This window comes from Ktedonobacter sp. SOSP1-52 (assembly GCF_016587395.1).
In genome coordinates this window covers 1,713,448-1,725,487 of sequence record NZ_BNJH01000002.1, presented here as the reverse complement: position 1 = coordinate 1,725,487, position 12,040 = coordinate 1,713,448, and the positions used below count along the sequence as shown (strand labels likewise).

General features: G+C 53.0%; 14 protein-coding genes. 8 read left to right on the top strand and 6 right to left on the bottom strand.

Translation table 11 applies throughout. The annotated features are described in order from the left end of the window. Nucleotides 1–228: 228 nt before the first annotated feature. Nucleotides 229–483: a hypothetical protein gene (locus tag JMJ16_RS22925; RefSeq protein WP_201385307.1), complete on the bottom strand. Its 255-nt coding sequence runs from the start codon at nucleotides 481–483 to the stop codon at nucleotides 229–231. Nucleotides 484–690: 207 nt separating this feature from the next. On the opposite strand from JMJ16_RS22925, the gene JMJ16_RS22920 reads away from it, so the two are divergent. Together JMJ16_RS22920 and cutA are read left to right on the top strand one after the other, a co-directional pair. Further along, on the top strand, nucleotides 691–1,866 hold the full coding sequence (locus JMJ16_RS22920; protein ID WP_201385305.1) for a helix-turn-helix transcriptional regulator: 1,176 nt from the start codon (nucleotides 691–693) through the stop codon (nucleotides 1,864–1,866). A gap of 40 nt (nucleotides 1,867–1,906) precedes the next feature. Then, nucleotides 1,907–2,224, top strand: coding sequence for a divalent-cation tolerance protein CutA (gene cutA, locus JMJ16_RS22915; protein WP_201385304.1), 318 nt, complete (start codon nucleotides 1,907–1,909; stop codon nucleotides 2,222–2,224). A 136-nt stretch (nucleotides 2,225–2,360) separates the two neighbouring features. On the opposite strand, the gene JMJ16_RS22910 is transcribed toward cutA, so the two are convergent. The 4 genes from JMJ16_RS22910 to JMJ16_RS22895 form a co-directional block, all read right to left on the bottom strand. Then, a complete protein-coding gene (locus JMJ16_RS22910; protein WP_201385302.1) occupies nucleotides 2,361–2,897 on the bottom strand; it encodes a hypothetical protein in 537 nt (178 codons plus the stop codon). A gap of 273 nt (nucleotides 2,898–3,170) precedes the next feature. Next, entirely contained in the window at nucleotides 3,171–3,515 is a 345-nt protein-coding gene (locus JMJ16_RS22905) for a hypothetical protein (protein WP_201385300.1), read from the bottom strand. A 145-nt stretch (nucleotides 3,516–3,660) separates the two neighbouring features. After that, nucleotides 3,661–4,107 carry a Fur family transcriptional regulator gene (locus tag JMJ16_RS22900; protein ID WP_236601660.1) on the bottom strand — a complete coding sequence of 149 codons (447 nt, stop codon included), beginning with the start codon at nucleotides 4,105–4,107 and terminating at the stop codon, nucleotides 3,661–3,663. Nucleotides 4,108–4,316: 209 nt separating this feature from the next. Continuing rightward, nucleotides 4,317–5,183 (bottom strand): metal ABC transporter solute-binding protein, Zn/Mn family, encoded by an 867-nt coding sequence (locus tag JMJ16_RS22895; RefSeq protein WP_201385298.1) that lies wholly within the window; start codon nucleotides 5,181–5,183, stop codon nucleotides 4,317–4,319. A gap of 226 nt (nucleotides 5,184–5,409) precedes the next feature. On the opposite strand from JMJ16_RS22895, the gene JMJ16_RS22890 reads away from it, so the two are divergent. The 6 genes from JMJ16_RS22890 to JMJ16_RS22865 all read left to right on the top strand — a co-directional run bounded on the left by JMJ16_RS22890 (nucleotide 5,410) and on the right by JMJ16_RS22865 (nucleotide 11,174). Continuing rightward, on the top strand, nucleotides 5,410–6,381 hold the full coding sequence (locus JMJ16_RS22890; protein ID WP_201385296.1) for an ATP-binding protein: 972 nt from the start codon (nucleotides 5,410–5,412) through the stop codon (nucleotides 6,379–6,381). A 132-nt stretch (nucleotides 6,382–6,513) separates the two neighbouring features. Then, the gene (locus tag JMJ16_RS22885; protein WP_201385295.1) at nucleotides 6,514–6,903 is read left to right on the top strand and encodes an SCO5389 family protein; all 390 of its coding nucleotides are present in this window, start codon (nucleotides 6,514–6,516) and stop codon (nucleotides 6,901–6,903) included. A 227-nt stretch (nucleotides 6,904–7,130) separates the two neighbouring features. Beyond that, nucleotides 7,131–7,826, top strand: coding sequence for a hypothetical protein (locus JMJ16_RS22880; protein ID WP_201385293.1), 696 nt, complete (start codon nucleotides 7,131–7,133; stop codon nucleotides 7,824–7,826). Nucleotides 7,827–8,004: 178 nt separating this feature from the next. Further along, nucleotides 8,005–9,879, top strand: coding sequence for a copper resistance CopC/CopD family protein (locus JMJ16_RS22875; protein ID WP_201385290.1), 1,875 nt, complete (start codon nucleotides 8,005–8,007; stop codon nucleotides 9,877–9,879). A gap of 147 nt (nucleotides 9,880–10,026) precedes the next feature. Beyond that, complete coding sequence (locus tag JMJ16_RS22870) at nucleotides 10,027–10,536, top strand: vitamin K epoxide reductase family protein (RefSeq protein ID WP_201385288.1); 510 nt, start codon at nucleotides 10,027–10,029, stop codon at nucleotides 10,534–10,536. Between the two features lie 125 nt (nucleotides 10,537–10,661). Further along, the gene (locus JMJ16_RS22865; RefSeq protein ID WP_201385286.1) at nucleotides 10,662–11,174 is read left to right on the top strand and encodes a hypothetical protein; all 513 of its coding nucleotides are present in this window, start codon (nucleotides 10,662–10,664) and stop codon (nucleotides 11,172–11,174) included. Between the two features lie 72 nt (nucleotides 11,175–11,246). Here JMJ16_RS22865 and JMJ16_RS22860 read toward each other — a convergent pair whose 3' ends face one another. Then, nucleotides 11,247–12,038 (bottom strand): ABC transporter permease, encoded by a 792-nt coding sequence (locus JMJ16_RS22860; protein ID WP_201385285.1) that lies wholly within the window; start codon nucleotides 12,036–12,038, stop codon nucleotides 11,247–11,249. Between the last annotated feature and the right edge of the window lie 2 nt (nucleotides 12,039–12,040).

Sequence of the window (12,040 nt, the reverse complement as noted above, 5' to 3'; positions counted from 1 at the left end):
CCTTTCCTCCGTTAGCGTCTGTAAATGTCATTGAGCGAAGGAACATAACTCTATACCGTTGACTCACGACACACCTCTCTAGACGATGATTAGTTCCCCCGTGATTGACTCAGTGCTCCGAGATGTAACAAGTACGATCTCGTGAACAACCTTTTCTATGTCAGAGCTGCAAGACATCTGTAAACAATGTTTGACGCCATTGCCCATTCGTAGCCCTCATATATCGCATCACCGTTTACTGATACGCGGCGCAATCGGTATAATGGTGTCGCTGTCTTCATTACTCTGTGAATTCTGCATCACTCGCGTATGTAGCCGTGCCTGAAAGCGTATAGCATGGCGTACGAGAAAATCTTGCTCAGGTGTCCTGGGTGTGTTTGTCGTGGCGTTCAAGTAGGCATTAAGGATGCTGGTTACAGCCAGCGCCTCATCTCGAGTTACCAGGGGTATATCAAACGTATCTTTCCCCGCGTGACGAAACATTTCTTTTCCCTTTCTAATCGAGGTAGGTGAAACATTATGCTTCTCTTCAGAAGATAGTAAATTTCTGCACGCTATGTTACAATTTCCACGTATTGGTAATACAAGTTCTTTAAAAAGAATATAGTTTATAAACTGTCTTTTTAGAACAATCTGAGTAGTTTGTATTTGGCTCGCTTTCCACCAACTTGTAAGTTTGTAGGAGGGAATATGTCCGACTACCACTACGGCTTAACCATAAAGAAGTATCGAGAGATGCGAAATATATCTCAACAGGAGCTAGCCGAAAAGTGGCCGAGGTCAGACGGGGGGCTAGGAGTAAGTTGGCAATATGTACAGCTTGTCGAGTATGGAAAACGCAAGATAACAGATGTATATGTGCTACGTAAGTTATGTGATCTGCTTGAAGTGCCTCTGTTTGAATTCGGCTTGTCTGACTATGACCCATTCAACACTTCGCTTGTTCCAGGTGGAGGAGTCAAACTCTACAATGAAACGTTAGATCTCGCAGAAGCATTGATCCACCAAACCTTTGCAATGCGCCGCTACGCTCCTGTACCAGAGGTAGAGAAAAGTTCTGAAGCATTAAATAGTCTTTTTCATTATTTTAAGACAAATACTCCGCCTACTGCTAAATTGGAACCGCGGTTTCTCCAATTGTACGCCCAATCTCAAAATATTCGTGGTCTTGTGTCATTTGAGAATAAACAATATGCACAGGCTTTACACACATTTGAAGCTATGTATAGAACATCGAAAGAGGCAAACGACCCGACACTTACTGTGCACGCGCTTCAAAAAATGGGAGTGGAGCTGCGCCGGGCTGGTCGTAATCAAGAAGCGGTACATGCCTTAGAAGAGGCTCGTGATGTGTCTTTTCGTACCGGAAAACACGTAGCAGCATTCGCTAATGCCTATCTTGCACACATTTATGCGGCTGTTGGGGATGGAAGGAGGTTTGAACGAGCGATAGATACTGCTATTAATATAGCAGAGCCGCTAAAAGAAGCCTATGGAGATGGAACTGATTTTGTACACCATAAGTTTAGTGGCATCCTTCAGCTTAAAAGTAGAGGCTACTTACGCATTAATCAGCCTCAAAAAACCTTAGCTCTCCATGATGAGCTACAGCGGCAAATCAAAGCCGATTCTAATTTTTGGCTAGATCATAGGCTTCATCTCTATTGTGCTCGTGCACACCTCATGTTGAGAGATGTTGAGGCATGTATAGAGGCTGCATATGAATTGTTTACTAACGTCAGAGACTGGCATTCTCCACATAGAACAGCCCGTGCTTTCGAGCTTCTAGAAGAGATTGAACAGGCTGGCTACGGTCAAGTAAAGAGCGTTGTAGACTTTAAGGATGCTCTGTTACGCTATTTATAACCAGACGTTTTTGCAAACCTCCATTAGGGAGAGTGAATAAATGGACTTTATACAGGTGTATACCGCTATCGATTCCAAAGAGGCGGCTCAGAGAATAGCAGATGCGGTCGTTACCAGGCGGCTTGCGGCCTGTTGTTGGGTCTCCGGTCCCATAACGAGTACGTACTGGTGGCAGGGAAAGCTAGAGCAGGCTGAAGAGTGGGTATGTACGATGAAGACACGTAAGGAACTCTACGACGAGCTAGAGAAAGCCATCAAAGAGATTCATACGTATGATACGCCAGAAGTTCTTGCAACCCCTATAGTGGCGGGTAATGAGAGCTACCTGGATTGGATTGCGAACGAGACGCAGAGATAAGGCAGACACAAACGGGGCCTGGATACTGCTTATCCAGGCCCTTTTCTATGACATGTTCTTATGTTTGTTTTTGGATATAAAGACCTTTCCCCAGTTAGCGTCCATAAATGTCAATGTCAAGCCACAACTCTGGTGTTTATGACGCTTTGGTGAAGGTGAACGAGGTTGAATCAGGGGTGGAGAGGTCTTCACCAATGGGTTCTATCACGTTGCGGTCGGCGTAAGAGGTAAGCTGCCAGTATGCATCATTGTCGGCCTTGAGACCAAATCCGTCATCGGTCTGTTCAGCGGTAACCTGGCACGTGGGATCAGTATTGGGCAGGTCCGCCTCCATAATTATGGGGGAGTCAGTAGTATCATGGCAAAGGTGTTTCCCATCGGGTGTGCGAAACGCGAGCTTGCCACCAGCCAGGACCTCGACAGTGAACTTGACCGGACTTGCCGCACCCGATGTTAATACTAACTTCCCGTCATTGAGCTGTTCAAAGCCAAAATCGCTTCCATTTAATGTGAGTTGCACCTGATCACCATTGCCTGGGAGATAGTGGGAATCTGCATCAGCATGTGCGTTTGCTACCCAGAGCTGCGTCGAGAGGAGCAGGCCCGCACAGAAGAGTATGCCAGCCAGCAGGCGTACCACAGAGAGCATAGTTTTTTTCTTTATAGAGAGCATGATTTTTCCTTTCAAAAAGCGCACATTAAGCATGAGCAAGAATAAATTTTGCTCTTACTCAAAGTTTAAGAAAAGCTGCAAAGGTGACAAAATGAATAGTATCTCTTGTCTGGCGTTTTTGTTGCCTAAAAGAGGCGTAGCACCGCCAGTCATTCAGGAGTCAGTGCTCTGAAGATGCCATAGATGGGGGGTCTGAGTAGCTGCGTACGCAAATAGCGACCACCCCGAGTAGGACGGTGAAGAGGCCGCCGCCCAGGAAGACCCAGGTGGGGCTTATGTGGTCACTGACCACGCCTGTGAGCCAGAGGCCGAACGGGACGAGCGCGTACACTCCCAGCATATAGATGCTGTAGACGCGCCCCAGCATGCCCTCGGCGACGTGGTTCTGTAACTGGATATCCCACATGACTCGGTAATGCCGCTACCAAAGCCGACAAGCATGCCTGCTAGTAGAAAGGCCAGCGGCTGCCAGGTGGGTGCCAGGGGCAAGCCAAAGAAGGTGAAAGTCAGGCCGGTGAGAATGAGGCCACCATAGAGGTAGTGTCCCTGACGCTGTGGGTTGAACTGCCCCATGAGCATGGTCGAGATCAGGGCGCCCAGCGCCAGAGAAAAAGTCATATGTGCATTAGAGGAAAAAGAAGCGCTAGAAGATGACCCGCGAAAAAAAGGTCACAGGTGTTTAAACGTGCGACCTGTGGAGGAGTAACAGGCGTGAAAGAGGCGCTTATAGAGTAGCCGCGTACGCAAGTAGCGGGCCGAGATGCTACTCGGCGCGGCACTCGGAGCAGCGGCCGAAGAGGGAGAGGGAGTGCCCCTCGATGGTGAAATCAGTCTGGTTACCGATCTTTGCGAGCTGTTCTTTAGGGAGGCAGATGTCTACCTCGACCACGCGATGACACTGGTTGCATGTCAGGTGATGGTGGTGGCTGTGCCCGCAGACGCGATAGTGGTGCGTGCCATCGGCGAAGTCGACGCGGTTGAGCAGACCCTTGTTAACGAGCTTTTCTATCGAGCGGTAGACGGTCGCGCGACCCAGGTGGGGATCATCTTTGCGAATATCCTGCCACAGGTCATCAACGGTGAAATTGGTTTCGTTCTCCGCGAACTCAACGAGCCGTTGTTCGATAAGCCGACGCGGGCGCGTGCGGCGCTGACTGACTTCATCGAACGCGGCACGGATTTGTTCTTCGATGGGATGTGCCTCGGTCACGTTGCTTACTCTCTTTCTGGACTGGCTACGCACGGGGTAGAGATCGCCTGTGCAGGTCTATTGAGATAGTATATCACGAACAGGCGCTCTAGGGAAAGTTTTTATGTTGCAGGGAAAGGATATTGGCGGGCAGCTGCCCGCCAATATCCTTTCCCTGCAACATTATGTCTATTTACTAGTGCTGCTCTTGAGGGCTTGCTCCAGGCTATTCATCTGGTCGAGCTGCCAGGACTGGTAGGTCTTGCCCTGGGCATGGTCTCAGTCACAGGCACAATGGGAATGTTCTTGCTCTGCGCATCCCGCTGGAGCTTGCTAGTGATTGGCGTATTGGTCTGCTCATTGTAGATAAGAACTTTGATCTCGCCATGCGTGATCTGGTTATTGGCGATGGCGACCGTGTTAGCGGGGGGATCATTGCCCTCGGCAATGGCTTTCTGAAGCTCGCCTGGCGTCTTTACATCCAGCCCCATCGGGCCAGTCTGATAGAGGAAGATCGTCTCGGTCAGGCCCACAGGGGTACCAGCGTACTGGCTCTTGATCTCACTGATCTTCTGCTCAAGCGCCTGAAGCGAATTGTCGAATTTCTTTAGATTGGCATCATAGTCGGCGGCATGGGTTGCATCCTGTTTCTTGAGAGCCGTGGCGATGGAGCTGGCAATGACCTTCACATTCTGGGGGCTATACCAGACATGTTCGTTGTCAGGCAGCTTCTGTGGAGCGATATCGAAGGCCGTCACGACGCTGCGGTTATCATTGGGCGAGGCATCGAGCAGTTTCTTCATCCACTCGTCATAGCCACCGCCGTTCTGAATGACAAGCTGGGCGGTCGCCACGGCCTTGCCATTCTCCACGTTTGACTCGTATTCATGTGGATCGACGTTGGGATCGGAGAGGACGCTGCTCACATTGACGTGCTCACCTCCAACCTGTTTCGCTATATCGCCATAGAAATTCTCTGCCGCTACCACATTCATCTTGCCTGAACTCTGCGCCAGGCTAGAGCTGTTGCAGGCCGTAAACAGCCCAAGAAGTGAAATAGAGAGAAGTAGTGCTATCCCTGCTCTTTTTGCGTGCATGATCTATCTTTATCTCCTGAGTATGCTAATGCCATTAATTGAGACGATATCTCTTTAGCTTTGAGGAGAGTATACCCTCCTTCGCCATATTTGTCAATGAGATATCGTCTCAATTGTATATTTGAGATGTCATCTCAATAGTCTTGATTTTTGTGAAAAAGCATGTCATACTTGTCTTGGTCAATAAGACTTGTATCGTCAAATTTGTAGGAGTAGAGTTTGAAGTATGCGAGCGGCTTTTGTTGGAAAGGGTGGCAGTGGGAAAACCACGCTCTCATCGTTGCTCTGTCGTTATCTAGCGAGTGGTCAGTGGCCTGTGATGGCCATGGACGCGGATATTAATCAACACCTGGGAATGGCGCTGGGTCTCTCCGAGACAGAGGCTGCCACGCTTGTGCCGATGGGCCTGGAGATCGAGCGGATCAAGGCATATGTACGCGGGTCTAATCCCCGTCTGCCTTCGATGGCGTCGATGCTCAAGACCACTCCCCCGGGAACTGGTGCGCGTCTGTTGCGCCTGGATGAGCCAAATCCGCTTTGGGAGCATTTTGCGCGTGAGGTAGCCGGTGCGTGCTTGCTTGTCACTGGTCCATTCAGCCAGGAGGATTTGGGGCATCGCTGTTACCACTCAAAGGTAGGCGCGGTCGAGCTGATTCTCAACCACTTGCTGGATGGTCCAGGCGAGTATGTGGTGGTCGATATGACGGCTGGTGCGGATTCATTTGCGTCCGGCATGTTTACCAAATTTGACCTGACATTTCTGGTGGTTGAGCCAACGCTCAAGTCGCTTGGTGTCTACAAGCAATATCAAGAGTACGCGCGTGAGTATGATGTGCGTATCCACGTGATTGGGAACAAAGTTGAGTCAGAGGAGGATGTGCAGTTCTTGCGCGAGCAGGTGGGCGCTGATCTACTGACATGGCTAGGACGCTCAGCCTATGTGCGAGCGCAGGAGAAGGGGCAATATCTCCCCTTTGAGCGTTTAGAGCCTGAGCATGTCCAGGCGCTTGTGACAATGAAGCAGGCTCTAGATAGTGGTCAGAAGGACTGGGAGAAATTGTACGCGCAGACAGTTGAGTTTCACCGCAAAAATGCGCTGGGCTGGGCCAATGCCTCGCTAGGCGAGGACGTTACCTCCCAGATTGATCCCGCGTTCTCTCTCACCGAGGCGGCGCGAGGTTATGCGACTGCCAGTTAGTAGGGGCCTGCAAATGGGTTGTATTCCTGCATGGTGCATCGCTCTGTGCCAGCAGAATACATAAAAGTTATTACTAAAATGTCCCTGAGTAACGATGGCGACGAATTCGCCTCAATGAAAGGAGTACCCTCGATGTCATTAGACGTTTCTCCAGCGCTGCTTGAGCAGGCTCAACAGGGTGAGGTACGCACGAGTGATTTCTTGCAATGTATCCGCGACTCCCTGCCCTACGCGTGGAATCTCATTGAAGGCCTGGCGCTTCGTCTGCGCCAGGGGGATAATACGTTTGTGGATAACCAGGTTCCGCCTCCCAGCGAGTATGAGCGTGGGCAGCTCCTGCGCGTGCTCTCAAGCGATGCGATGCGCAACGCCCTTGAAGCCCACTTTGGTGTAAAGCTGGCCTTCCAGAACTGCCATCGCGTAGCACTCTTCCGCAAAGATCAGCTAGGCAAGACTTATGCGGAGTTTATTTCTCCTCGTAGTCAGCTCCTCAACCAGTCCCCCGAACTGCGCGACTGCTAACAAAAATTTGTAGGGCCATGCTTCCATGGTCCTACAAATTCCCTTACGGGAAAGATGGGGGAAAAGATAGGTAGAACTCCCAATGGCACTTTGCAGAAATTGCCCTATGATAGATAGGTACACATTCTAAGGGCTTGTATGCCTGGTATATTTGTGGTGCCGCCAGTGGTAATGTTGTGGCCTTTTTACCCTTCGATGGCACCAGTCTCATAGGTAAGGAGTTTCTGATGAAGAAGAAGTTGTATGTGGGGGTTCTTGGCTGCCTGGTGGCACTATGCGCCTTGTTGTTGACGAGGCAGTCGGCGCTGGCGCATGAGAAGCGTCATGTTGGGAAGTATACCTTCGTGGTTGGTTTTCTGGATGAGCCAGCCTACGCGAATATAAAAAATGGCCTGGACCTGACTATTTGTAATGGCGATGCCTGCACCTATACCGTGACGGATGGGCAGAAGGTGGTGTCCAACCCGGTCGAGAATGCCGAGCAGACCTTGAAGGCCGAGGCCATCCAGGGTGGCGCGCAGCCTCTGCCTCTGACAGTCGAGCCACGCTGGGCCAATCCTGGTAAGTATGCAGGCTACTTTCTGCCCACGGCTGCAGGCGCCTATACCTTCCATATCTATGGTACACTGAATGGGCAGCAGATCGACGAGAAATTTACCAGTAGCCCCAATGGTTTTGGCGAGGTGGAGCAGATCACAGCCTATCCCGCGACCACGAAGAATGTGAGTACAAGCGCCGCTGATACGAGCGCGCTGGCACAGCAGGTCAAGGATGCGCAGAACAGTGCGCAGGTAGCTTCCACACTTGGCATTGCTGGTATCGTGGTTGGCGTCGTTGGGATGGCGTTGGCGGCGTTCGCCTTTACCCGTAAATCTCGCGTTATGCAGGCGACACAAGAGCCTGCCGAGAGCCTGCGTGGCTAGAAGCTAGCATGAATGAGGGCCTGGGGCCAGACAAATTTCTCCGGTTTCTCCGGAGTATCCTCTCCTAATGCCGATACAGGGTAGATTTTGTGATCTACCCTATGTCTCTGTTTCTTTGGAGGATACGTTCTGTTTATGAGGACATTGTATCTGACCCAGGAGTGAAGAAGTGGCGAATATGTCTGTTTTAACATCTGCGAGTAAACACTATAGATGGACGCTGTGGCGTAAGGGTACGTGCGCACTGCTGTTCTGCCTGTTGATATTTCTCCTTCATCCGCTGCCGGCCCTGGCGCATGCCCAGTATGATCATAGCGATCCCGCGGCGAACGCGACCCTGCCTTCTGGTCAGCCGCCAGCGCAGGTCAAGGTCTGGTTTACCGAGCGCATTGAACCTGCCTTTAGCAAGCTTGAGGTGTATAACAAAGCGCGCCAGCGGGTCGACGCTGGCGATAGCCATATGATCCCCAACGACGACTCAGGCCTGATGGTTTCGCTGCGCTCGCAGTTGCCCGATGGTGGCTACACGGTCGTCTTTCGCAATGTGTCGCGTGACGACGGTCATGCCGTGGTGGGCAGCTTTAGCTTTGTTGTGGGCAATATGCCTCAGCCGCCACCCGATAACGCGCTCTTGCAGCAGCTTCAAACCTCCGGCGATAATTTCAATGTCTGGAGCGTCGCCATTCGCTGGCTGAATTACCTGGGCATGGCGGGCCTGGTGGGTGCCCTGACCTTTCTCTTGCTTGTGCTTCGTCCCGCGCAGGTACGCCTGGCCGCCGATCCCCTTATCAAATCGGATCGCGAATTGCTGCGTGTTCGGAGTGAGCGCGCTATCCAGGCTATTGTGGTAGGGAGCCTGGCGCTCTTGCTCGTTGGCTGGGTTGCCTTCACCCTCTACCAGGCGAGCGTGGCGAGTGATAGTAGTATCTGGCAGGCCTTCGGTAATGGCACGGTGCGCAGCCTACTCTTTGAGAGTCACTTTGGCAGTACCTGGCTTCCGCGCCTGGGGCTGATTGTGTTGGGTGTGCTCCTGTGGCTCTTCTGGCGCTATGGCGTGCATAAAGGGAGCATTAGCTATCTCCTCCCGGTCTACCTCTTCCTGCTGGGAATTGGTGTGATGACCACGACCTCCCTTGACTCCCACGCGGCGGCGAATCATGATCCGGGCCTCTGGATCATGTTCGATGTCCTGCACCTCTCCGCGACCGGTTTCTGGATTGGCGGACTCTTTGCCTTTGTGCTGATCCTGCCCGCGACACTGCATATCCTGCTCCCCGGAACCGGTGATCGCACGCGTTTCTTCGCGGCCTTGATTCCCCATTTCTCGCGGGTCGCGCTTGCCAGCGTGATCTGTCTCTCGGTAACGGGTCTTCTGGAGGCGGGGAGCCACGTCTCTGGCGATGGCTGGCTCAGCGCGCTGGCCTGGTGGCAGTTGCTGACCAGCCCATATGGGATCGCCCTGGAGATCAAAGTCGGGCTTTTTGCGGTCCTGATTGGACTGGGTGCCTTTGCCTTACGCAGCGTTGGCCCGCGTATGCGTCGCTACGCCACCGATCCCTCTAAGGAGACAGGGGCGGCCTCCTTCGCGGCAGGGAGTTTGCAGAGAACCTTCAGACGTTCGATCTTGATAGAGGTAGGCATAGGGGTGCTGTTGCTGCTTGTTGTGGGCGGCCTGACGAGCCTGAGTCCACCTACGCAGGCGAGCACGCGTACAGGCAATGCGCTGCTCCAGCAGGGGCAGATGGGCGACCTGAGCTACCGCCTGGCGGTCACTCCCGGGACCATCGGCAGCAATGCCTTTGAGCTGTCCCTGACCGATGCAAATGGTAAGCCTGTGACCAAGACGAATGCGGTCCTGCTGCGCTTCACCATGCTGGATATGGAGATGGGCGTGCAGGAATTGGTGCTGCAACCCGTGGCGGGAAAGCCCGGCCTGTATAGCTCGACCGATAGCATCTTGAGCATGGGTGGCGATTGGCAGATCGCGATCCTGGTCCGGCGCCCCGGTATGGACGACGTCCGCACCTCATTCAAGATTGTCGTGCATGAATAGATCTGGTAGATGGTGTGGAGCCCTGGTCGCCTTCGGCGATCAGGGCTCCACACCATCTACCAAAATTCTTAATTGTGTTGATTGTGCCGATAGTGCATAATGAGGATGTGTAAGATTGGTGCTTCAGCTTAACATAAGGGGTTTGGCATGACATTCGCGCGACGTTCCGTGTCTCAGATTATTTTGCTTGTGCTTTCGGTTATTGGTATTGGCGTCTCTATTTACCTGACCTATGCGCATTATAATAGCGGTGCCCTGGTCTGTACGACGAGTGGGTTGGTGAATTGTGAGCGTGTGCTCTCCAGCATGTATTCCGTTGTACCTGGGACCTCCATTCCGATTTCGGTTCCGGGTCTGCTCTGGTTCCTGGTGAGTGGTACCCTGGCCGCTGTGGCCTGGCTAGCCCGCCCCGCCCTGCGCCTCGTGCGCATCGCTGAGTTTGCCTGGTGCTGTGTGGGTCTGCTGACCGTCCTGTACCTGGTGTATGTTGAGCTGGTGCGTCTGCATACCATCTGCGCCTGGTGTACCTCGCTGCATGTCATCATCCTGGTCATGTTGCTGATTACCGTCGTCTCCCTCTACAACGGCGAGGGCAATGCATATGATGACGAAGAGGACGAGGAAGTGCTTCCCTCAAAAGCTGCCTCCCGCCGCTAGATATAGTGTGTGTGACGGTTGGCGTTCCTGGCACGTGTCATGGCTATGTGCTGGACTCGTAACGTGTATGGACTGTGTAAGGGCTTGCTGTCGTGCCTGGCCCTTGCTTCAAGGGGGAAATGACCATGAAACGCTGGTTGTTGCTGGCGCTTGCTCTGGCGCTAATGCTTCCTCTCGCTTTCTGGGGATGGCAATTCGCTACGCTGCATACCTCGTCTGGGCCGTCACCCACCCTCGCCAGAGCGGCCAAAAGCCTGTATAAGTATGATATGTGCGCGCAGGCCTATGCCTTTCCTTACGCTGATGCTTCTATCCCCTTCAAGACCGACTATACCTTCGCCGATCCCTTCCGCAAGACGCAGGATACCATTATTCCCCGTATGCTGACGTACAATTCTCAGACGCAAACCATTAACATGAACGTTGATGTGGTGCTGCCCCAGGTGAATACCTATCACCTCTCGCTGACACGTGTGCATGAAGAGGATGGCATCTTTGTATTGCTGCCGGACCAGGCCAATCACCTGCGACGTGCTCAGATTCCCCAGTTTATTGTCGCCTCATTTCTGCATGGCCGCCTGGCAATTGTGGACTATACTTGCCCTCAGAAATGGATCTGGAAAGAAGCAAACATTTGATCAGGCAATCGATGAGTGTAGAAAAAAGGTGTCCCGGCCTCAGTCGGGACACCTTTTTTCTACACTCATCTCTTATTCCCACTTGAAGGTACGGATGGCGACCAGGAGAATGACGACCGCCCAGATGGCCAGGATGAGGAGCTGGAAGCCTGGGAAGGCGTTGGAATCGGTCAGGGTACTCTGGAGGGCCTGGGTGAGGGCCGTCGAGGGCAGAAAGCGTGAGACCGCTGCGATAGGCGCGGGCAGGTGGTCCAAGGGCAGGATGCCCCCGCCGATGAGCAGGAAGAGCAGGAAGAGACCATTCGCCCCAGCCAGGGTCAGCTCCGCGCGTAGCGCCCCCGCCATCGCCAGGCCCAGGGCCGAGAAGGTGATGGTACCCAGGATAATGAAGAGCAGAGCCAGGGGGAGCGAACCCAGGGGATGCCAGCCGTAGAGCAGGACCGCAACCCCCACCAACAGGATCACCTGTACAAGCTCTAGCGCGAGAATGGAGATGACCTTGGCTACGATGAGTCCACCGCGTGAGAGGGGTGAGCTGCCCAGGCGCTTGAGCACGCCATAATAGCGCTCATAGGCCGTCGCGATGCCCAGATTGACCATGCCGGCCGCGATAATCGCCACCGCCAGCACGCCTGGCAGCAGGAAATTGACCGCGCTGCCTTTAACACCAGGTACGATATTGAGCGAGGCGAAGAATACCAGGAGCATGACCGGGATAATCAGCGTGACCAGGACGTTCTCGCCACGACGCGAGGTCAGGAGCAGTTCGTATTTGGTCTGTTGAAGCACCTGGCGCAGGGAAGAGGTTGCACGGTTGCTGCCGCTGGCGGATGGATTTATGTGTTTTTGTGTTTGTACTGCCATGG

What these genes read in the sequence shown, in the direction of transcription:
- JMJ16_RS22925 (WP_201385307.1), bottom strand. Translation starts at nt 483, where the DNA reads ATGTTTCGTCACGCGGGGAAAGATACGTTTGATATACCCCTGGTAACT.
- JMJ16_RS22920 (WP_201385305.1), top strand. Translation starts at nt 691, where the DNA reads ATGTCCGACTACCACTACGGCTTAACCATAAAGAAGTATCGAGAGATG.
- cutA (WP_201385304.1), top strand. Translation starts at nt 1,907, where the DNA reads ATGGACTTTATACAGGTGTATACCGCTATCGATTCCAAAGAGGCGGCT.
- JMJ16_RS22910 (WP_201385302.1), bottom strand. Translation starts at nt 2,897, where the DNA reads ATGCTCTCTATAAAGAAAAAAACTATGCTCTCTGTGGTACGCCTGCTG.
- JMJ16_RS22905 (WP_201385300.1), bottom strand. Translation starts at nt 3,515, where the DNA reads ATGACTTTTTCTCTGGCGCTGGGCGCCCTGATCTCGACCATGCTCATG.
- JMJ16_RS22895 (WP_201385298.1), bottom strand. Translation starts at nt 5,183, where the DNA reads ATGCACGCAAAAAGAGCAGGGATAGCACTACTTCTCTCTATTTCACTT.
- JMJ16_RS22890 (WP_201385296.1), top strand. Translation starts at nt 5,410, where the DNA reads ATGCGAGCGGCTTTTGTTGGAAAGGGTGGCAGTGGGAAAACCACGCTC.
- JMJ16_RS22885 (WP_201385295.1), top strand. Translation starts at nt 6,514, where the DNA reads ATGTCATTAGACGTTTCTCCAGCGCTGCTTGAGCAGGCTCAACAGGGT.
- JMJ16_RS22880 (WP_201385293.1), top strand. Translation starts at nt 7,131, where the DNA reads ATGAAGAAGAAGTTGTATGTGGGGGTTCTTGGCTGCCTGGTGGCACTA.
- JMJ16_RS22875 (WP_201385290.1), top strand. Translation starts at nt 8,005, where the DNA reads ATGTCTGTTTTAACATCTGCGAGTAAACACTATAGATGGACGCTGTGG.
- JMJ16_RS22870 (WP_201385288.1), top strand. Translation starts at nt 10,027, where the DNA reads ATGACATTCGCGCGACGTTCCGTGTCTCAGATTATTTTGCTTGTGCTT.
- JMJ16_RS22865 (WP_201385286.1), top strand. Translation starts at nt 10,662, where the DNA reads ATGAAACGCTGGTTGTTGCTGGCGCTTGCTCTGGCGCTAATGCTTCCT.
- JMJ16_RS22860 (WP_201385285.1), bottom strand. Translation starts at nt 12,038, where the DNA reads ATGGCAGTACAAACACAAAAACACATAAATCCATCCGCCAGCGGCAGC.